Genomic DNA, 21,424 nt, shown 5'->3' with positions numbered 1-21,424 from the left:
ACAAAAACGACTTAGACGAATTCATCGCCGCCGCCTCCGGTAAGCATGATTTCACCTGCATCAGCGAGACGGCGTGCGACAGATAGAATCTCTTTCTGCGCCCCTTCCACATCTGAAACCCGGATTGGCCCCATGGCTTCGATATCATCTTGCAACATTTCTGCTGCACGTTTAGACATGTTGCGATAGATTTTCTCGCGCAAGTTATCTTCCGCCCCTTTGAGCGCTTTTTGTAGCACTTCTTGTGGTACATCACGTAGTAAGGTTTGTACGCCGCGATCGTCCACATCAATCAAGTTATCAAACACGAACATCAAGTCTTGGATTTGTGAGGCCATCTCTTCGTCTTGATCGCGAATCGAGTCCATCAACACCCCTTCGACGCTGTYGTCCATGTAGTTCATGATTTCCGCTGCCGCTTTCAAGCCACCAATTTTGGCCGCTTGTGCCCCTGCTTGACCTGCAAACTGTTTCTCCATGATCTCATTCAGCTCATGGAGCGCGGCTGGTTGCACTTCTTCAAGGTTGGCAATCCGCATCATTAAATCGAGACGGTCACGCTCTACAAATTGCGAGAGGATCTCTGCCGAGTGCTCGGGATCCAAATAGGATAAGACGATGGTTTGGATTTGCGGGTGCTCGTTGATAATAATGCTGGCCACTTGGCGCGGATCCATCCATTTCAGTGAGTCTAAGCCTTTCGAGCCGCTACCCAACAAGATCTGATCGACCAAGTTATTCGCTTTGTCCTCACCCAAGGCTGCCACCAGGGCGTTGCGCACAAAGTCTTCACTCCCCATCCCAATCGAGGTGTATTTTTGGATTTCCTCCAAAAAAGCACGATGGACCGCAGCCACTTTGTCCGAATTAAGGTCAGTCATCGAGGTCATTGCCGCGCCCACCCGTTGAACCTGTTTCGGCTCAAGGTGGCGAATGATACTCGCGGCGTCTTGTTCACTTAAACTGAGCAGCAAAATGGCGGCTTTTTCAATCCCACTCAACGAGCTGATATCGAAGTTTGAGCCAGCTTGCTCATCACCGCCTGTGGTTGCGACTTCATTTGCCATCTTCGGTTACCCAATTTTTCACCGCTTGTGCGGCCAAGTCTGGCTCATTGGCCACCAGCGCCCGCACCGCTTTTAACAAGTCTTCATCTTTATGTAAGTTTGGCAGCTCCACATCCGACGCTGACATCGCAAAGTTGCTAGAACCGTCAAGCTCAGAGCCTATCAAGCCAACATCATCCCCATCTGGGGTGATAGGTAAGCCATCTGGGCCAAGGATTTCGCCATTGGGCCCCACGGTATTGCCATCTTCGTCGGTATTTGGATAAAGCAGCTTTTTCATCGCTGGACGCACCAACACCACGATAATGACAATGATTACCAAGGCGGCCGCTAACCAACGTACCCAGTCATTAAAGTTGGGATGATCCCAAATCGGCACATCTTGCTCTGCCGCTTGCTCTGGCTCAACAAACGGGACGGCGATGACTTCAAGTACATCCCCACGTTGTTCACTAAAGCCCACCCCGCCCATTAAGAGACGGCGGATTTTGGCCAGTTCATCGTCTGACAACGGCTGCTTGACCGTATCCCCGGTTTCAGGATCGACACTTTGTTTAAAGTTCACCGCCACAGAAACAGTTTGCCGATCAATAACGCCTGACTGTGCGCGTCGGTGGCGAATGGTGGTGTCGAGTTCAAAGTTGCGGGTGGCTTCACGGCTCACTGAGCCGGTACCGCCTGCACCATTTTTAAGGTCCCTGACGTCTTCCGGAATGGAGGCATCGGCCGGCGGTTGGTTGCTTAACGCCCCTGGAATACCCGCTACACGATCCGAGCCATTATAATCTTCGCGCGTATATTCGCTGCGTGTTGCCGGTGTGTTGGGGTTAAACTGACGCTGCGTTTCTTCTAGCGAACTGAAATCCAGTGACACATCGACTTGCGAGGTATAGTTGCCCAGCCCTAGTACGGGGATCAGTATTGAGTCGATTTTTTCGCGCAATTGACGTTCTTGTTTACGCTCCAATTCGTACTCTTTGCGCCGCGCCGCTGACGCAGGATCTTCACTGCCAGAATTTAGCAAGCGACCATGTTGGTCGGTAACGGTGACGCGCGTGGGTTTTAGCGAGGGGACGGCAGAGGCGACCATATCAACAATGGAGTCCACTTCCTCTTGACCCAAGGTGTTCGTCCCTCCCAAGGTTAAGAATACCGTGGCCGACGCCTCTTGATTGTGGCGCACAAAGACACTCTGTTTGGGCATCGCTAACAAGACACGTGCTTTTCGCACTTGCCGCACTTCTTCAATCGCGGCGGCGAGCTGTCGCTCACGGCTAAGTTTTAAACGTTCTTGCTCGAGTTTTTGCGAGACGCCAAAACCCATGTCATTGAGCAAAATTTCATCGCCTTCGGCCGTGCTGGTATTCAGTCCCACCCGAGTTAAACCGAGGCGAATGGAGGAGTAATCGCTTGAAGGGACGCGGATGGTATTACCATCCAGTTGGTATTCTACTTTGTTTTGGTCAAGGTGATCCAAAACAGAGATCAGTTCTTCTGTTTCGTACGTACCCAGTGGCCGCATTTCGGGTTCCTGCACCCAAAAAAACAGCATCATGATCAGCGCGACACAAATCGCAACCGCTAGCACCAAGATCAACTGGCGCACCATGTCGAGATCGCCAAATATCGAGTTTGACGATGCTGACTGCTCTGATGCGTCCGGATCTTGCGTGCTTTGCTCTGCGTCTAATGCCGCATCGGTTGATGGCAGTGCTGCTGCGCCATCTGAAACCGCCAGATCGGTGTTTTGGTTCTCTTCAGCCACTGATTAATTCCTACATTAAACAGGCATATTCATGAGTTCTTTATACGCCTCAACTAACTTGTTGCGCGTTTGCACGGTGGCATCAAACGCCACACTCGACTTGTTTCGAGCAATCATGACATCCGATAAGCTTACATTGCGGTCACCTTCATCGAACCGTGTGGCAAGCTCACCCGACGTCTTTTGCAATCCATTTACATGGTTAATCGCACTGGCAAGCATATCGCCAAATTCTTGGCTGACTTGTTGACCGGTTGCAGGCTGAGAGACATTCTTCGCCGCTGCCGCCATGGCTTGCATCTCTTGCGTCAAGGCATTCGCTTTCATCGTCGATCCTTCTTGTGTCAATATTTTGTCAATTCAGTCAGATTTTCATCAGTCATCTTACCATGTGCAACTTTGAGACCACTTTCGCAAAGGCTGACGACTTTGGGTGATTACTGGGGAATATCAATCCCGGCGTCGCGCATTTTGGCGAGCTTATAGCGCAGTGTCCTGGGGCTGATCCCTAAGCGCTCTGCCACATCTTTACGCCGCCCCTCACAGGCTCGAATGGTCTCCAGTATGATGGAAAACTCCTGATCGCGTAATTCATTGCCTAACCCTGCACCATTAGACTGCGCTTCCATCGCATCATGACTCGGTACTGAAGATGACGTTGTCGCCGAAACGGTTGATTGGCTATCCATCACCTTACTTTGTAAACTCGAGGCATCTTGCCAGTCTTGCCCTTCAAGTAAAATATCTGTCGCTTGAATATGAGATTGGGTTGCCAGTATCAAGGCACGCTGCATCACGTTATCAAGCTCCCTGACATTGCCCGGCCAGGTGTAATTCAACAACTTTTGCTCAGCGTCAGGCTGTATGCTTGGGCAAGGGAGACCTTGTTTTTGACAATGCCGTGATAATAAATAGTTTGCCAACGGGATGATGTCACCTGGGCGTTCATATAACGCAGGCCACGTGATGGGAAACACATTCAGACGGTAATATAAGTCTTCACGAAAGTGTCCTTGGGCAACATAGTCTTTTAGATCGCGGTTGCTAGTAGCAAGCACGCGCAAGTCAAGCTGAATGCTTTTGCGACCCCCGAGGCGTTCCACCTCTCGCTCTTGTAACACACGGAGAAGTTTGGCTTGTAGCCCCAAATCCATCTCACTGATTTCATCCAATAAGATAGTGCCACCTTGGGCTTGCTCAAATTTTCCCGGACACGCTTGCACAGCACCGGTAAACGCCCCTTTTTCATAGCCAAAAAGGGTTGCTTCCAGCATGTTTTCTGGAATCGCGGCACAGTTAATCGCGACAAACGGGGCACTCGCGCGGGTAGAATGGTCATGGATATAGCGCGCCATCACTTCTTTACCCGACCCTGAGGGTCCAAGGATCATCACGTTGGCATCAGTGTTGGCAACCTTATCGGCCAAGGCTAACAAGGCGACGCTTTTAGGATCCTCTGCAATGGCATCCGAGTCGTCACTTTTAACCGGGGCGTAGCGACTGACCATATTAAGTAGCACTTCAGGCGCAAAGGGTTTGGCCATATAGTCGATCGCCCCCTCTTTCATGGCAGCGACCGCATCCTCAATGTTGGCATAAGCCGTCATGAGCAAAACGGGTAAATTCGGCATATGTGTTTTGATTGAGCGCAAAAGCGCCAAGCCATCCATACCCGCCATCTGTACATCTGAAACAACAATATCAATCGGCTCGGCTTTGAGTGTCACTAGGGCTTGCTCTGCACTGTCCGCCTCACGCCAATGGTATCCCGCCAAGGCTAGGGTATCGACCAGCGCCTCGCGCAAACCTTCATCATCTTCAACGATTAGCACTGTGGTTTGGCTCATTGTGTTTCTCCTACGCTCTTACCCTGCTCTGCCGCTACACCCTTGGCGAGCGGCAAACACAATGTAAAACAGGCCCCTTTTTCAGGCTCCGATTGTAAGGTGAGCTTGCCATCATGGGCATGACACACCATTTGCACAACGGCGAGGCCAAGACCTGTACCTTGCTGTCGTGTAGTAAAAAAAGGCTCTAAAACTTTCGCTTGCAGTTCAGGCGCAATCCCAGGACCATTGTCCGCAACAGACAGCAATAAATTATCGCCTTGTTGGCGCGAATCAACCACAACTTGGCAGCCCTTGCCTGCCACTTGAACGGCATTGACGACCAAGTTACTCAGCGCGCTGGCCAATGCATTGGGGTTACCGAGCAACGCAAGACTCTCATCATCACTGTTGATGGCAAAGTCAACATCGTGACCTTGAATCACCGCATCCACCATCGGCTCGAACTCGTTAAACAACTGCTCAACGGTAAACACTTTAACCACTTTGTTGTCGCCACCCTTCGCAAACAACAACATATCATTCACTTGTTTTTCCAAGTCATGTAGCCGGTCTAACAGTTTGAATTGAAACCGCTGCCGTGTCGCATCGTTGAGGTTAGGCGCGCCAAGATTCGACGCATATAAAATCGCGCTAGATAGCGGCGTACGCACTTGGTGTGCCAGCGACGCCACCATTTTCCCCAACGACGATAGCCGTTGCAGATCACTGACGCGCGACTGCAATAAACGGGTTTCTGTCATGTCGGTGATCAAGATAAGTTGCCCTGAATCGGACGCAGAAATGGCAAGCTTCACCCGACGACCATCTTTGAGAGAGACTTCGTGTCCATCATCATCTCGCGGCGAGAATGCGCGTTGAATCACATCAAACCATCGCTGCTGAGTAAGCGGTTCCCCAAGAAGGCGATGTGCCTCTGGATTGGCTTCAGCGACACGGCCATTCGCATCAAGCAAAATAACGCCTGCTGGCATCACATCGAGAACTTGCTTATACCGAGTGACTTGTTGATCCACTGATCCCAGTGGCGAAGATTGGGTTTCCATTTAGGCAACACACATTTCGATCAAGGTTTTACTCACTTAAGCAGAGATTATGCCATAAAAATAACTAATATTATCAGCTAGTTGAAGACAAAAAAGCGAAGTCATTTTTTTGACTCCGCTTTTTGACGCCTCGTCGTTCTAGATTAATTCTTCCTTATTCAATCCGTACTTTCGCATCTTTTCTACCAGTGTCGTTCGCCGCATACTCAGCATGTCAGCCGCCCTAGCAACCACACCAGACTGCGCCTCTAGCGCCTGCTTAATCAAATCAATCTCAACCTCGGCGAGGGTTTCTTTCAAGTTAACCCCCTCAGGCGGCAAGCTTGTGAGTCCTGGGCTATCTGCAAAGCCTGGCATATCCTCTTCGAAAGCAGGTTCGTCCGGCTCATGAAACATCGCCGTTAGCGCATCACGCTCCGCCATTTCAGTATCTTCGACCGAATAGGCCTCAGGCTGGAATTCAGGGATATCACTGTAGCGATATTTAGCTGGCAAATGGTTCACATCGACCATTTGCCCAGGATACAAGATAACCAAACGTTCAATGAGATTAGCCAGCTCGCGTACATTGCCTGGCCACTCATGCTCCATCAGCGAATTAATCGCGCGAGGTGAAATATGGATCCGACCATTACCTTCCACATCGAGACGAGACATGAGCTCATGGATCAATAGCGGAATATCATCAATTCGCTCGCGCAGCGCTGGCATTTCGATAGGAAAGACATTGAGTCGATAATACAAATCTTCTCGAAACTCACCGTCTTTGATCATGGTTTCTAGCGTACGGTGGGTCGCGGCAACGACGCGAACATTGGCGCGAATGCTTTTGTTGCCTCCCACTCGCTCAAACGTGCGTTCTTGCAACACACGTAACAATTTGACTTGCATTGGCATCGGCATGTCGCCGATTTCATCCAAAAACAGCGTTCCGCCTTCCGCCAGTTCGAAGCGCCCTTTACGCGCTGAAATCGCGCCCGTAAAGGCACCTTTCTCGTGACCGAAGAGTTCGCTTTCTAACAGCTCTCCTGGAATCGCCCCACAATTGACGGGCACAAAGGGGCCAGACGCGCGCGATGAGGCATGGTGAATATGACGCGCCACCACTTCTTTTCCGGTACCGGATTCACCGAGGATCAAAACACTGGCTTCGGTAAAAGCGACCTGTTCAATAAGATGACGGACCTGTTCGATGGCATCGCTTTTGCCCACCATATTATGAAAGGCGGTATTATCGCCAGACAACTGTGGAATACTGAAAGCCTGTTTACCGGCAAACTCGCGGCAATGATGGAGTGCATCGAATAATTGCGGGTAGTTCAAAGGTAGCCCAAGTTCACCCACATAGTTAGGTAACCCTGAAAGCTCACGATCGTGGCGTCGAATCGCAATCACAGGCACGTGATGATAGGTAGCAAGCTGCTCAAGTACTTTTTCAAGTAACGGTGTCGAGCGGACGTGGCCAAGAAAACATGCGCCCCAGTTTTGCTCCCAAAGTGCATCACTGACATCTGTGGTCGAGTGAAGCGCGTAACGCTCGCCGATAAAGTCGAGTATCACGCCGAGATCGTGACGAAACTGGTCATCGTCATCGATAACGAGGATCTTTGCTAAATCTTGCATGTGTGAGATACGTCTGCCCTGATAACTTTTTATAATTGTGTCGCTTTTAAGCAACAACAATCTCAATTTTAATCAAGACATTGTAATAGAGAACGCGCATAAGGCAACCGGAGACACAGTAAACCTGTGACTCCAGTGCCATGTCAGTGGTTTGATAGGCAGTTTAACTGGTCGCTTGAGTCATATTATGGTATTCGGAAGGGATCTGGTCCCAAGCGGATTTTATCTCTCTTAACAGCTCAATCACATCGTCGATGGGTTCCGGTTTGTTTTCCAAATTCGCGGTACTCACCTGACGAATCATAAAGTCATAGATGGCGTCTAAGTTATCAGCAATATCGCCGCCATCATCCATTGATAGACATGCACGTAGATTAATAATGATATCTAACGCTTTACCTAACCGCTCACCTTTGACGGATAAGTCGCCTTGTGCCATGGCAGCTTTGCCTTGAATTAAGCGCTCAATCGCGCCGGCCATCAGCATTTGGATAACCTTATGAGGCGACGCAGCGCTTAATTGACTGTCAACCGAGACCTTCTTGTAGGCCTGTAGTGAGCCTCTCATAGTCTTCCTCACTTATTGAAATTTCTTATACAGCTGCACAGACTGCTTCCCCTTGCGCTGCTGTAACAAGCGCTTGGCAGCATCGGCTTTCTGCCCCTCGAGTGCATCAATGAGCGTTTCTGTTCTTGCTAACGCCTGAGACCATTGCTGTTGATTCGGCGCTTGTGGCGACGCTGCAATCTGCTCAAGCAACGCTTGTCTGTCATGCAATTGCTGAGCCAGTTTTTCTGAATCAATGTCACTCATGTTCAATTGCTGCGCAATTGCTTCATCAATCTGCTCGAGTGCGTCGAGCCATTCGGATACCTGGGTCATCATTAACCCGGCATAATGTTTTGCATAGCTTGTAACTGTGAACGCATTTGCGAGGTGGCTTCTTCCATCGCAGAAAAGCGCTGCATGGTGCGCGACTCTAAGTTTTCCATGCGGCGGTCTAACTCTCGTTGGTCATCACGAAGGCGAAGTTTTTGCTCTGACAATGTGCTTTCACGATTACTGATCGCACCACCCGCGCCGGTAAAGCCGCCGACGACTTGTTCAAGCTGACGCGCAAAGCCATCATTACCACCAAAAAAACCTTCCAATGCGTTAAAGTTTTGACGCAGTTGCCGATCAAGCACCTTGTTATCGACTTCTAGACGACCGTCCATAGTGGTAGTGACACCAAGCTCGCTCAGGGTTTTCATTCCCTCCGGGGCTTGCTCAATCGGTGACGAGAAAAGATTGCGCAATCGACTGGTTGCCGTTCGAATGACACTTTCCCCCACCAAAGGGCCACCTTGCTGGGTTTCAGGGTCATACTTACTGACCGCTTGCGAGACACGGAAAAACGCATTGTAATTATCGACGAACGACGTAATGGTCGAACGTACAGACTCTCGGTCATGTTCAACGGCGAGTGCCAACGGCTTATCACTGGTTTGCGCGACTTCCAGTGATACGCCTTCGATGGCATTATCAAAGGTGTTCGTGGCACTGGAGACTGACGCGATACCATCAATCAGTATCTTGGCATCTTGTGCAGCTTGCATTTGTGCCATGCCGTTATTGGCTTGTCCCGCTTTGAAGCCTAACTGATGAAGCGCACTCCCCACTTGCGCATCAACACTGACTTCCACCTGATTATCCGCCCCCGTTTTATTGCCATTCAACACCATGCGTGCGCCGCTATCATCTTGGATAAGCGACGCTTGTACACCGGGGTTTTTCGGATCGCTATTAATCGCACGCACGATGTCTGCCAAGCTGTCTTTGCCTTGGGGAACATCAATCACGCTGGTGCGATTACCCATGGTAATGGTGAGCTTGCCACTACCTAAAGACGCATCAGCATCAACGCCCGGTGACACAAGCTTGTGTGCACCCGCGAGTTGCTGAACATCGATTTGATAACGACCGGGGATGGCATCTGGCGTCGCGCTGGCGCCAAGTGCGTCTGGATTGCTAACTGATGTGGTTCTCGCCGCAAAACCTTCATTGCGACGAAAATCGTACATTTGGGTTTTGAGTTTATCGAGAGATTCTTTTAAGCGGCCAAACGCACTGATGTCGGTTTCGACATCATTCATGCGTTTGACGATACGCTCTTGTTTGGGTGCACGCTCAGCATCCACGATTTTAGTGACCATGGAGTTGATATCCATGCCACCGCCCATGCCTGCTGCCTTAACACTCATAACGACTCTCTCACCTCGTTATACCTTTTCTGTGACAAGCCCTCGCGCGTGTTGCGACAATTGCTTAGCAAGCTCTAACATTTCCTGCTCTGGGATCTGACGGATGATGTCGCCACTGTTCATTTCATAAACGGTGATCACACTGCGTCCTGTGTCTTCATCCAAACGGAATGCGAGCCCCTTGTTAAAGTCGGACATAAACTCATCGAGCCGCTCTACCAACTTCTCCAGTTGTTTGCGTTGTAGCTGACGATTTTCCTCAATGCGCTGTGACTGCTCTACACGGCGTTGTTGCATTGACTCTCTCGCCTCACGACGCTCTGCCTGCTGGTGCTGGCTGACCGGATCTGGGCGTACTTTTCCAACTCTTACATCTCTAGCAACCTTTGTGCCATCAGAGTGTACTGAGTGCGGCAGGGATGAATTTGTAACGGATGAAATGTCCATCGTTATTCACCTCCCAAAACGTAGCGGCGGCGATTAGGCCGCCACTCGTGAATGGTTTAACCGAGCAAGCTCAGTGCGGCTTGTGGTGCCTGCTTGGCTTGCGCCAAAATAGAGGTACCAGATTGCTGCAAGATTTGTGACTTGGTCAAGTTGGTTGTTTCTTTGGCAAAGTCAACATCACGGATACGGCTGTTAGAGGCCGAGACGTTTTCATTAACGTTATCCAAGTTGGCAATGGTGTGGCTCAAGCGGTTTTGCTTCGCACCCAATTCCGCACGGTGAGAGTCGATAAACTGCATTGCATTATCAATCATACCCACGGCTTTTTGCGCACCACCCATAGACGAAACATCAACATCTTTAATGGTTTCATCTACTTTGGTACCCATGGCTAGCGATGTTGCCAAGGCGCCGGTGAAGGTCGCATCTGATCCAGCACCGGTTACGATTTGCAGCTCGCCATCTTCAGTCACAGACGCGCTCAGCTTGTCTTGAGATTGACCATTGATGTAAGTAGCGATCTCTTCAATATCATCTCCGCCTTTGGCCGTCACGTTGATAGACGTAGACGTGCCGTCAGCGTTAGTGATATTGATTGCCATGGTGGCACCGGCAGTCGCCGTCCAACCTGCTGATTTTGCGTTAGCCGCCGTAAAGCTTGCCCCACCCATTTCACTGTGGTCTGCACGGATGTTTTTAAACTCCATCATCACAGCTTCACCGGCGTCTGCACCCACTTGGAAAGAGCGCGTACCGAAGGTACCGTTAAGCAGTTTCGCCCCACCAAACGAGGTGGTTTCTGCGATACGGTTCAGTTCGTCTTTCAGCGCAACAACCTCTTCTTGGATTGCAGCACGTTCAGAATCACCGTTCGCACCGTTAGCTGATTGCAGTGACAAGTCACGCATACGTTGCAAGATGTTGCTTGACTCTTCCATCGCACCTTCAGCGGTTTGCGCCATTGAGATGCCGTCATTCGCATTTCGTACAGCCACGCCCAAACCACTGCTTTGTGCCATCAAACGGTTAGAAATCTGAAGGCCTGCCGCGTCGTCTTTAGCACTGTTAATGCGAGAACCGGATGACAAACGCTCCATCGAGTTGTTCAGCGCATCCGTTGAGTTATTCAAATAACGCTGAGCAGTCATCGCAGGGACGTTAGTGTTAACAGTAATAGCCATAACTATTCTCCTTTGGTTCTAGGTCCGGCTTCGCCCAGCTGACCAGGGAAAACCAGTATCAAAATTGTTCACAACCCATTTAGCGGCGCACGTTGAGAAAGCTTTAGCTTTTTTTGTCGGTGCTTGGCGGTGCATTTACACCACTGCCGTAAGGCGCTATGAAGGTTAACGCCCAAAGGAGAAATATCTTTAGCAAGATTTTGCGAAAAAATGGCACAAAAAAAAGCGGCAACCCATTGCCGCTTTTAGTGTGTTGATATGAAGAGAATTATTGCAGAAGGTTCAGTGCCGCTTGTGGCATCTGTTTCGCTTGCGCCAACATGGAGGTGCCCGCCTGCTGCAAGATCTGCCCTTTGGTCATTGCCGTGGTCTCTCGGGCAAAGTCGGTATCGCGGATCCGGCTATTCGATGCCGCCACGTTTTCCTGAATATTCGACAAGTTGCTAATGGTGTGGCTGAGTCGGTTTTGCTTGGCACCCAAGTCCGCACGTTGGCTGTCAATATAGCGCATAGCCGAATCAATCACCCCAACGGCCATTTGCGCGCCACCAACATCCGACACATCGAGGTCGGCGGCGGTGACCAAATCACCATTGCCAGACACCATCCCCAACGAGGTCGCCAGTCCGCCACCAAAGGTCACCGCACCTTCAACTTTGTGCTCTTCGATAAAGACTTGAAGTTGACCCTCTTCATCGACTGAGGCGGTTAACATTTCGCCAGACTGACCATTAATGTAACTGGCCAGCTCCTCGACATCATCACCCGCTTTCGCGGCGATGGCCATGCTCACGTTTTGGCCATCTTTAGTAGTAAACTGCAGCTGCAACGTTGCCGCCGCAGGATCGACTTCCCACCCTGCCGATTTTGGCTGAGTACCCGTGAACTCGACCCCACCCATGCGGAAATCATCAGCGCGAATACTCGATAGTCCCATGATGATCGCCTCACCGGCATCCGCACCAATTTGGAACGAGGCTTCACCAAACGAGCCATTAAGCAATCGACGGCCACCAAACGCCGTGGTTTCAGCAATCCGGTTAAGCTCATCTTTCAGTGCTTCTACCTCTTCTTGGATAGCGACACGCTCAGATTTACCATTGGCACCGTTTGCAGACTGGAGGGAAAGATCCCGCATACGCTGCAAAATGTTGGTCGATTCCTGCATTGCCCCTTCGGCAGTCTGCGCAATAGAAATACCATCATTGGCGTTTCGCATTGCCACATCAAGGCCTCGTGTTTGGGCAACCAAACGGTTAGAGATCTGCAAACCCGCCGCGTCGTCTTTAGCACTGTTAATTCGGCTACCTGACGACAGACGTTCCATTGAATTATTCAACTCATCGGTCGCTTTATTCAGGTAACGCTGCGCAGTCATCGCAGACACGTTGGTGTTAACTGTTACACCCATTTTGCTCTCCTTTGACTTTCGCTTGCTTTGCGAAACAGCCTACCCGCGACGTGTTGCACTGTGTTTGGCGGTGCTGCGGGAACAGCTTGTTAATCAGTTTCAAAATCAGCCCGTTCAAAAACTGGCCGCTTGTTCGAATAAATACAATATGTGTGCCAACTTTTATAAATCATTAAAAATCATAATCTTAAATGCTTTTCGTTGTCCTGACAGCCAAAATTGATTCAAAAAACACTGCCGCTTTTCTGTGCTTGGCGGCAAGGTGCGGCAATGCCTCGCCTAGCTTTTTGCCGTCTATGTGAGCGTTAGCCTGCAAGTTAGCGGCCAACTTCGCTCAACAGCCGGACGCGAGGCATATTTTTTGCTAAATTATTGGCTTATCGATGCTCGCCAGCCTCTTGCGGTAATACGCGAGGCTCTCACGGATAACAGGACGATGTAACCGATGACGCAAGACAATGACGGCCACACTAATATGACGCTGGATGACGCCTTCCAGCTCGGGATTCGTCTTTACCAAGAGGGGAAGAAAACCGACGCGCGGCAAGTGTTCGAGCAAATACTGAGCCACGCACCCGATACCGTGCAAGTGCGGCAAGTGCTGGCCGTATTGGATGCGGAAGCGGGGCAACACACGCAAGCAATGGCTCACCTTGACCACGCGCTTGAGCATGCCCCTAACGATCTGTCTTTGTTGTTCGATAAGGCACAGCTATTGACGCAACAAGGGCATAATCACGCGGCCATGGAACTTGTTGAGACATTGTTTGCCGCCGCTCCGACGAACCAAGACATCCTTAATTTGCGTGAGCAGTTAACGGCCAAGCTCGGCCTACAGGGAGAAAGTCGTCGAACGCATGCTTTGCGTGACGAGCTCCACCAGCTAAAAAACCAAGGGCTGGCCGATGAAATTAACAAAACCTTGTCAGTGGCGGCTGATTTGGTCGCTGATGGGCATAGTGACCAAGCTGAGCAGCTTTACCAAACCATACTCACGCTGGAGCCGGATTACCCACCGGCGCTGATGGCATTGGCGCAACAAGCATTGGATCAGAAAGCGTTCGGCAAAGCACAACAATTGCTACTACGTGGCAGTGCAAAAGCACAGGCTCATCCAGTTTGGCAACTGCTACTCATCCGCGCAGAAGCCGGACTGGGGGAGTATGCCAGCGCGCGCCAGCGCTGTTTAACGACCTATAAGCAAACGCAAGACACGGCATTTTTGCGTCAACTCCTGGTGGTTTATCTCAATGAAGCTAACTGGCTAGAAGCAAGTAAACTGGCCAAACAATGTTTGCGTGATGAACCTGAGCGCGGTGAATTACACTATGCCTATGCCCGTGCGACCTTCGAACTGCTCAAGCAGCACCATCAATTTACCCAAGATAAATTAACCGATTGCTACCAGATCCACCTCAAGGCACTCAATCATGTCAAGGATAAGCAAGCCAATACGTTACAAGCACAACTGGGCGAGCTTGATTGGTATATGGGCGATATTGAGCAAGCACAGCATCGTCTAGAAGCATTGCTATCGGCGCAGCCGGATGATCAGGCACTGCGATTTAACCTGGCGTTTGTCTATCGTACGCAAATGGCCTGGGAGAAATTCTACCAAGCCAATGAAGCTGGGATTGAATGCGGTCGCCGCCTCAAATATCACGGCAACTTACCCCGTTGGGATTTATCTCGGCCAAAAACCGATGCCGTGCTTATCATGCCCGAGCAAGGGGTTGGGGATGAACTGGCTTATTTTCACAATGTTGCCATGGTGGTTGAACGCGCTCGGAAAGTGTATGTCGGCTGTGATCCCCGCTTAGAGCCCCTACTACGCCAAGCTTTCCCCAGCACGGAAATTGTGCCCATTTCTCGTACTGACGGGAAAGACATTTTTGTGCCAGAGCATGTCCTAGCCGATATTGATAGTTGGATTGCCGGTGGCTCGTTGGCGGGCCTGAGCTACCAACACTTTGGGCGCCATTTGTATCACCAAACCTACATTGTCCCAGATGTCGCCGCCGATGCGCCTTGGATCGCCCCGTTAGCCGAGCTACATCAACACGGGCCCGTGTTTGGCGTGTGTTGGCGAAGTGGCCTCGCCGCCGCCACCCGTAATATTCACTATTTGGTCGCGGATGAATTGGCTGGCTGGATAAAAACCATGCGCCAGCTTTGCCCCAATGCCCAGTTTGTCAATTTGCAATATGGCGAGTGTGATAAAGAACTCAGTAAAATAAAGAAACAAACGGGGATCGAGATCGTCTCCTTGCCGGGACTGGATCTTAAAAATGACTTTATGGGGACGGCGCACACAATCAAACAATTGTCTGGTGTGTTTACCGCAGGGACAGCGGTACACAGGCTGACCGTCGCCGTTGGCACCCCATGTTATGTGTTTTTTGCCGGCCATCAGCACAGTGATATGCAAACCCCTGACGCGATGCCGGGGAACCATGAGTACGCGTTCAGTTATCCGCCCATGCTCAAAGATAAGCAACCCTTGCTCGATGCCATGGCACACCGTATGGTGAGTGACCTCTGCCCCTAAAGGATGAGACTGCAAGTCTAAACGGATACAAAACGGGGCCGCTGATGCGACCCCGTTTTTCTCTTATCCTCGGCATCTTGTGGCCACCAAAGGCTTACGCTTTGGGTTAGATATAATTAAACAGCGAGAGATCTTTCGTTTTGGCAAAGGCCTGTTGGGACGCTTGCAGCGCGAGCATGTCCTCGTTCATATCGATGGCCGCCTGGGTATAGTCCAGGTCTTCCATGGTGCCCAGTGAGCGGTTGAGTACCAACTTGAAGTCTTTGTGCATACTTTCTTGCCTATCTAAGGTGGTCAGTCGTGTTCCCACTTCTGAACGAGCCTTGTTCAAATGCTTGAAGGCTGCTGCAAACTGTTCGGTCACTTGGTGGAGTTCTGCTGTGGCAGACGCATCGTCAATATCGGCATAAGACAGCGCGGCACCATTTTTAAACGAATCAAAAACGTTAAAACTGTCTTGCCTTTCAAGGTTAATGGTATCACCTGGCTTCATCTCACCCTCGAAAGTCATTTTCAGCGTGTTCCACTCAACGCCGTTTTGAGGATCATAGAGCCCGGCACTGACCTCAGTACCATCTTGCATCAACGAGTAGGTGGTGTCTCCACTCGCATTAACGTCAAAAGACACCGAATAGTTAGAGGTATCCGCATCATTGGTATTTTCCGCTTTCGCCATCAGCAGTAAAGACCCGTCTTCAAGATCGTATTCAGGCTGATAATCACCAAAAGGGTTATCAATTTCCATAAACAGTTTATCGCCTGGATCAGACGTCGGCACTTCTACCGCTGGGGCTACTTGGGCCGTACGAAAGTAACTATCCCCCGCATAACGCACGTTGCCTTGGCTATCACGATAAAAAGGCTGCGTACTGGTTTGGGTACCAGAAAACAAGAAATTGCCTGACTCATCCTTGGTGTTCACCAAGTCCATAAAGTTATCAAACATCCCTTGCAAATCTTGCCGATGCGCGGTGCGATCTTCCACCGATAACGAGCCGTTGATCATCGCCATCACTTTGCGTTTCGCGCCGTCCATGAGCTGTTCGGACTCATCAATCGCGATTTCTTCGCGAGTTTGTCGGTTTCTCGCTAACGTTATCGAGTCAATAAATTGGTCAATCTGCTCATCTTGCTGGCGAAAGTTTTGAATGTAGATAGACGACACCGGATCATCACCGGATGTAATAACACGTTTCCCCGTCGCCATCTGCTCTTGGTTATCCTGCACCTTCACATTCTGACGCATAATGTCGTTGGAGACCGACTGGTAATTGTGAAAGCTGGCAATACGACTAATCATACTGTCCTACCTTATCGCGTTGCATTGAGCAGAGAGTCAAATGTTTCGTTAGCGGCGGTCATAATCCGTGACGCCGCCATGTACGCGCGCTGAAACTTCATCATATTGGCCGCTTCTTCATCCAGGTTCACCCCAGACACTTCCGCCACACGACTTTCTGCGGCATCGTGTTCAACCATACTCACATCTTGCAGACGCTCATAAGAGGCTTTTTGCACCCCAAGATCGGTACTTAGTCCCTCATAGACATCGAGCACCGTCGAGCGACCGTTATCCATTAGTTTTTCCGTTTGCAGCTCCTGCATACGGATAAGATTACTATTGTCACCATCAGCCGGGATAAGGCTGATAGCCAGCACATCATCCGGTGCCGCTTTATCGTTGACCTCAATGATGGTGCCATTGACATCAACCGGCCCACCCGTTGGGTAGGCCTGTGGCGCGACCAAGACTTGCCCCTTAGGGTCGGTCACCGCAAATTGGCTGCCATCGGGGGAGATCCGCACTTGAAACTCTTTTTGTCCACCGGCTTGTAGAATTCGCACATCACCGTCGCCATGGCTCACCGAGCTTGCACTGACATAACTTTGCGCCGCGATATCTGCCGGATCCTCCATGGTCACACGCATTTGCCCTGCCGCTGAGCGAGCGGGACGAATCAATACGCGTTCATTGGCCGCCAAGCCGGCATCCACTTGCACTCGCATTCCATCGACATTAAAACTAGGCGGGGTGCCACTCGGTGTCACCGTCGATTGCTTTCCATCCGGTGATGTCAGGGTATATTGGGTGCCATCAAATTTCAGTTGATAATCGCCCCGTTTGAGCTGCTGAAGATCATCGATATAGACTTTTAAGTCAGCGGTAGAGTCGCCGTTTTGGATCACTCGGGCGCTGGCAATACGGTCATTGTTAAAGTCAGTGAAAATATTCTTTCCCACTTCCCCATTCAGATCAAAACCCTGACTCTGTAAGTCATTGAGAGATTGAGAGAAGCCAATGGCCATCCGACCTAATTCGTCTCGCGCTTGTCCTAAGGTATCATCACGATATTCAAACAATGCCCCGAGTTTGCCGCGGATGTCTTGATTAGAAATCGCTTTCACTGTCTTCCCTTCCACCAACGCCAAACGACGCTCTTGATGGTCAGGCTTACCCGGCAAGGTGGTCAATTCACTGCTATTCATGCCAGACACCAACATATGGCCACTGCCGATAATCACGTTGAATAGCCCATCTTCTCGCGCGTTTACGCTCACTTGGGTATATTCAGAGAGCTCTCGGATCAGCTTGTCATGCCGGTCTAGCAAGTCATTGGCTTCGGCGGGCGTTTTCAGTATGGCTTTATGCACATCCACCAACTCTTGACCAATGTCATTCATTCGTTTGACGGTGGCATCAATTTGCGAGGACGTATCAATTGATTGCTGCTGCAACACACCATAAACATCGTTCATACCAGAAGCGACCATACGCGCTTTCTCGAGCACGACTTTACGAGCGCCCATGTCGCTGGGGCTATCTGCCAGCCCTTTGACCGCCCCATAAAATTCGTTCATATTCTCGGGTATTTTTTTGGCCGAATGCGCCATCATATCGTCAAGCCGCCCAAGCTGTTCATTGCGGGCAGCAGCATGAGAAAGGTTTGACGTCGAGACATTTAACTCGTTGACCGCAAACTTGTCATAGTTGCGGCGTATTGCCGCGGCATGGACACCGGTGCCGTAGTTATTGCCGCCCCAAAACTGGACATCATTGGTTTTTTGCTCAACCGACTGACGACTATATCCCTCCGTATTCACGTTAGAGATATTGTGACCTGTTGTATTCAGCTGTCGCTGCGCAGTCAGTACGCCTTGCGACCCAAGGGAAAGCAGGTCCAAGCCCATTGTGCCTCCAAATAACCCGGCAATTAAAACGAGATACTAGGGGTTAAGCAAAAATTGAGCCAAGGAGTGAATTTGAGTTATTGTCTCATTAAAACAATGTATTAAGGAGTTCAAGAGTACAATTGAAGCAAGATGAAGTAAAAACGGCAAGCTCTTGCCTGCCGCCGCCTTAGTCCATCATGCCACGCACTTGGTCGAGCACACGAATGACTTTATCGGCATATTCCGGATCGGTGGCATATCCGGCTTGATGAAGCGCCCGAATAAACTGTTCAGGTTGCGCAGATTGCGATAAAGCTTGCTCATAGCGCGGGTTGTCACGCAAAAATGAGACGAAATCGTCAAAACTCTCTTGATAGGAGGGGTAYGACCGAAAGCTTGCCGTTTCTTTGACCGGGATCCCGTCATACACTTCCAGGGTTTGTGTGGCGACTTTATCGCCTCCCCAACGTTGATCCGCTTTTATATTAAACAAGTTATGACTGTTATCGCGGGCATTGGCGATAACCTTTTTCCCCCAACCGGTTTCTAGTGCTGCTTGAGCAAGAATAATCGCCGGATCCGTGCCTAACGCGCGAGCCGCGCGACGAGCATGCGGTGCCAGCGTGTTCACAAAGGAATCAGGCGAATCGAAGCCTTCTGAACGTTGGGGCGCAGGGGTGCTAGCGACTGGCGGCGCGATAGACTGACTATCGAGCGCCGCAATCGCTTTTTCTGCTGCCTCTCGACTACGGTTTTGATCCAACGGCAAAGATTGCGCCGACGCGCGAGCCGCWTCATTCATATCTGGCTGGCTGTCGCCTTGCGCTTTGCCTAATTGTTCAACAATCATATCCGCGAGGCCCAGTGAGCCCTCTCGGCTTAGTTCACTGGCCATTTGTTCATCGGCCATCTGCTCATAAAACTTCGAGGTACGATCGTCGATTAAGTCAGACTCAAACGCCTCATTGGCATCACGCATTGACTTGAACAGCATCTGGGTAAATAAGGACTCGAACTGCTCGGCGGCTGAACGCAACGCCGCTTGCTCATCCCCTTCTTCCCCTTTCACGGCTTGGCGACGTAGTGAGTCGAGCTGGCTTATATCGTGTACAAATTGACTATCAACAGGAGATTTCATGCGTTGCCCTATATCACTATCAATTGGCCATCAATGGCCCCAGCTTGTTTCAGCGCTTGCAGAATCGCCATGAGATCGGAGGGTGCAGCACCAACGCCATTCACGGCGCGGACTAAGTCGTCTAATGTCACGCCAGGTTTAAAGTGGAACATCCGCCCTTGCTCTTCCTCAACATTGATCTCGGTATCAGGCGTGACCACAGCTTCACCGCCACCTAATGGATTAGGCTGATCAACATTGAAGTCTTCTTGGATCGAGACCGTCATGCCACCATGGGTGATCGCCGCAGGGCGAAGGCGCACATTTTGCCCGACCACAATCGTGCCAGTGCGAGAATTAACGATTATTTTCGCTGCCGCATCACCCGGCTGAAACTCAATATTTTCTACCGTTGATAAGAAAGCCACACGCTGGCTAACATCACGCGGCGCTCTGACTCTCACTGAGGTTGCATCCATAGCTGATGCGGTTGACGGACCAAGAAAGCGATTAACCGCATCCGCCATACGCTGTGCGGTAGTAAAGTCGGATTGGAATAAGTTGAAAGTCAGGTAATCACCACGACCAAAAGGATTAGGAACTTCCCGCTCAACGGACGCGCCATTAGTGATCCGTCCAACGGTTGGGGTGTTTCCCACCAACTGAGAGCCATCAGCACCGGTGGCGCTAAAACCGCCTACAATCAAGTTTCCTTGTGCGGTCGCATAGACATTACCATCCAAGCCTTTGAGAAAAGTTTGTAACAAGGTGCCACCACGTAAGCTCTCTGCCGAACCAATCGACGACACGGTAACGTCAAGTTTTTGACCTTGTTTAGCAAACGCGGGCAAGTCAGCGGTGACGGCAACGGCGGCAATGTTAGCTGATTGAGGATTGATATCTGGCGGCAATTGGATGCCAAAGTTTTCCAGCATCGACTTAAAGCTTTGATCGGTAAAGGGCGTGCTTTCACCTGTACCGGGTAACCCCACCACCAAGCCATAGCCGGTTAGGGTGTTACTGCGTACCCCTGCGACCTCCGCCACATCTTTGATGCGCGCAGCGAGGCTTGGCATCGCCACCATCAGCAAGACTATCGATAACAACCACTTTTTCACGTCAACTCTCCGACACATTGTAGGGCTACAAGGTGACATTAAAGAATCGTGCCAACCAGCCTTGCTCTTGGGTATCTTGTCGCTCACCTGTCCCTGAATACTGAATTCTAGCGTTGGAAATACGGGTCGAAGCAATGGTGTTGTCAGGGCCAATATCGGCCGGGCGAATTGTACCGCTGAGGCGGATATATTCATCCCCTGAATTCAAGGTAAGCCACTTTTCACCGCGTACCATCAAATTCCCATTCGCGAGTACATCCACCACCTGTACAGAGATAGAGCCTTGCAGGCTGTTGCTCTGATCCGCCGAGGTGGAGCCGGTTACCGAGTTGTCGTTACTGACCTCGTACGACAGTGTTCGCTCACCAATGGTGATCTCCTCACCGCCTAGTGATAAGGGATCCATACTGAGATCATTGGATTTAGCCAAGTCAGAACTGGCACTTTTTTGCGCTTGGGTGTTTTCTTCCAGCATCACGGTCACAATGTCACCCAGACTACGTGGTTTTGAACCATCGTACAGGTCACGCTGGTCATTCACGTTGAATAAGGATCCTGTCGCCGTGGCGTAATGCTCGGGCGCTTGTTGCGGCCGGATTGGCGACCACGCTGGATCATCCGCTTTGGGGTCTTCACGTTGACGCAATAAGCCAATCAAGCCTTCGCTGTCCGGTGTGGTGTCCCCTTCGACCGCGTCGGTGGTCGAGGTCGCTTGGTCAAGATCACTGCCTGTGTCTTGTTGCCCCGGCAATGAACAGCCACCTAGCCCCAACAAGGTGGCAAGGAAAAGGCCTGGGATTAATATACGTTGCACCGTCATCATTGCCTCCTTAACCCTT

Annotated in this window: 17 protein-coding genes and 2 pseudogenes; 1 reads left to right on the top strand and 18 read right to left on the bottom strand. The window is 50.7% G+C overall.

The genetic code is table 11. The features are described 5' to 3' along the window. Nucleotides 1-11: 11 nt before the first annotated feature. The 13 genes and pseudogenes from fliG to BZG73_RS05350 all read right to left on the bottom strand — a co-directional run bounded on the left by fliG (nucleotide 12) and on the right by BZG73_RS05350 (nucleotide 12,631). Complete coding sequence (gene fliG / locus BZG73_RS05405; protein WP_077667776.1) at nucleotides 12-1,067, bottom strand: flagellar motor switch protein FliG; 1,056 nt, start codon at nucleotides 1,065-1,067, stop codon at nucleotides 12-14. Further along, nucleotides 1,057-2,832, bottom strand: coding sequence for a flagellar basal-body MS-ring/collar protein FliF (gene fliF / locus BZG73_RS05400; RefSeq protein ID WP_077667775.1), 1,776 nt, complete (start codon nucleotides 2,830-2,832; stop codon nucleotides 1,057-1,059). The genes fliG and fliF overlap by 11 nt, the downstream gene beginning before the upstream one ends. 15 nt (nucleotides 2,833-2,847) lie before the next feature. Continuing rightward, nucleotides 2,848-3,159 carry a flagellar hook-basal body complex protein FliE gene (fliE, locus tag BZG73_RS05395; protein ID WP_046074949.1) on the bottom strand — a complete coding sequence of 104 codons (312 nt, stop codon included), beginning with the start codon at nucleotides 3,157-3,159 and terminating at the stop codon, nucleotides 2,848-2,850. A gap of 110 nt (nucleotides 3,160-3,269) precedes the next feature. Beyond that, nucleotides 3,270-3,443 (bottom strand): annotated as a pseudogene (locus BZG73_RS16330) (helix-turn-helix domain-containing protein); the annotation flags it as partial. Between the two features lie 78 nt (nucleotides 3,444-3,521). Continuing rightward, nucleotides 3,522-4,679 (bottom strand): annotated as a pseudogene (locus BZG73_RS05390) (sigma-54-dependent transcriptional regulator); the annotation flags it as partial. Beyond that, nucleotides 4,676-5,725 carry a sensor histidine kinase gene (locus BZG73_RS05385; RefSeq protein ID WP_046074951.1) on the bottom strand — a complete coding sequence of 350 codons (1,050 nt, stop codon included), beginning with the start codon at nucleotides 5,723-5,725 and terminating at the stop codon, nucleotides 4,676-4,678. The pseudogene BZG73_RS05390 and the gene BZG73_RS05385, both read right to left, overlap by 4 nt. A 138-nt stretch (nucleotides 5,726-5,863) precedes the next feature. Further along, the gene (locus tag BZG73_RS05380; protein WP_077667774.1) at nucleotides 5,864-7,348 is read right to left on the bottom strand and encodes a sigma-54 dependent transcriptional regulator; all 1,485 of its coding nucleotides are present in this window, start codon (nucleotides 7,346-7,348) and stop codon (nucleotides 5,864-5,866) included. A 163-nt stretch (nucleotides 7,349-7,511) separates the two neighbouring features. Then, nucleotides 7,512-7,916: a flagellar export chaperone FliS gene (gene fliS / locus BZG73_RS05375; protein WP_046074953.1), complete on the bottom strand. Its 405-nt coding sequence runs from the start codon at nucleotides 7,914-7,916 to the stop codon at nucleotides 7,512-7,514. Between the two features lie 12 nt (nucleotides 7,917-7,928). Continuing rightward, a complete protein-coding gene (locus BZG73_RS05370) occupies nucleotides 7,929-8,234 on the bottom strand; it encodes a hypothetical protein (RefSeq protein ID WP_077606536.1) in 306 nt (101 codons plus the stop codon). Continuing rightward, on the bottom strand, nucleotides 8,234-9,592 hold the full coding sequence (gene fliD, locus BZG73_RS05365) for a flagellar filament capping protein FliD (protein ID WP_046074954.1): 1,359 nt from the start codon (nucleotides 9,590-9,592) through the stop codon (nucleotides 8,234-8,236). Before fliD ends, BZG73_RS05370 begins: the two co-directional genes overlap by 1 nt. An 18-nt stretch (nucleotides 9,593-9,610) precedes the next feature. After that, complete coding sequence (locus BZG73_RS05360) at nucleotides 9,611-10,039, bottom strand: flagellar protein FlaG (RefSeq protein WP_046074955.1); 429 nt, start codon at nucleotides 10,037-10,039, stop codon at nucleotides 9,611-9,613. 56 nt (nucleotides 10,040-10,095) lie between these two features. Then, nucleotides 10,096-11,220, bottom strand: coding sequence for a flagellin (locus tag BZG73_RS05355; protein WP_077578001.1), 1,125 nt, complete (start codon nucleotides 11,218-11,220; stop codon nucleotides 10,096-10,098). Nucleotides 11,221-11,488: 268 nt separating this feature from the next. Further along, nucleotides 11,489-12,631: a flagellin gene (locus BZG73_RS05350; RefSeq protein ID WP_046074957.1), complete on the bottom strand. Its 1,143-nt coding sequence runs from the start codon at nucleotides 12,629-12,631 to the stop codon at nucleotides 11,489-11,491. 445 nt (nucleotides 12,632-13,076) lie between these two features. Between BZG73_RS05350 and BZG73_RS05345 the strand changes: the two genes are divergently transcribed. After that, nucleotides 13,077-15,179 carry a tetratricopeptide repeat protein gene (locus tag BZG73_RS05345; RefSeq protein ID WP_077667773.1) on the top strand — a complete coding sequence of 701 codons (2,103 nt, stop codon included), beginning with the start codon at nucleotides 13,077-13,079 and terminating at the stop codon, nucleotides 15,177-15,179. 106 nt (nucleotides 15,180-15,285) lie between these two features. On the opposite strand, the gene flgL is transcribed toward BZG73_RS05345, so the two are convergent. The 5 genes from flgL to BZG73_RS05320 all read right to left on the bottom strand — a co-directional run bounded on the left by flgL (nucleotide 15,286) and on the right by BZG73_RS05320 (nucleotide 21,405). After that, nucleotides 15,286-16,479 carry a flagellar hook-associated protein FlgL gene (flgL, locus tag BZG73_RS05340; RefSeq protein ID WP_046074959.1) on the bottom strand — a complete coding sequence of 398 codons (1,194 nt, stop codon included), beginning with the start codon at nucleotides 16,477-16,479 and terminating at the stop codon, nucleotides 15,286-15,288. Nucleotides 16,480-16,490: 11 nt separating this feature from the next. Then, nucleotides 16,491-18,368: a flagellar hook-associated protein FlgK gene (flgK, locus tag BZG73_RS05335; protein ID WP_077667772.1), complete on the bottom strand. Its 1,878-nt coding sequence runs from the start codon at nucleotides 18,366-18,368 to the stop codon at nucleotides 16,491-16,493. Between the two features lie 169 nt (nucleotides 18,369-18,537). Further along, a complete protein-coding gene (flgJ, locus tag BZG73_RS05330; protein ID WP_077667771.1) occupies nucleotides 18,538-19,488 on the bottom strand; it encodes a flagellar assembly peptidoglycan hydrolase FlgJ in 951 nt (316 codons plus the stop codon). A gap of 8 nt (nucleotides 19,489-19,496) precedes the next feature. After that, nucleotides 19,497-20,552 (bottom strand): flagellar basal body P-ring protein FlgI, encoded by a 1,056-nt coding sequence (locus BZG73_RS05325; RefSeq protein ID WP_369795706.1) that lies wholly within the window; start codon nucleotides 20,550-20,552, stop codon nucleotides 19,497-19,499. A gap of 58 nt (nucleotides 20,553-20,610) precedes the next feature. Further along, complete coding sequence (locus tag BZG73_RS05320; RefSeq protein ID WP_101494468.1) at nucleotides 20,611-21,405, bottom strand: flagellar basal body L-ring protein FlgH; 795 nt, start codon at nucleotides 21,403-21,405, stop codon at nucleotides 20,611-20,613. Between the last annotated feature and the right edge of the window lie 19 nt (nucleotides 21,406-21,424).

This window comes from Salinivibrio siamensis (assembly GCF_001996005.1).
GTDB classification, from domain to species: domain Bacteria; phylum Pseudomonadota; class Gammaproteobacteria; order Enterobacterales; family Vibrionaceae; genus Salinivibrio; species Salinivibrio siamensis.
This window is presented reverse-complemented; position numbering and strand designations above follow the sequence as displayed.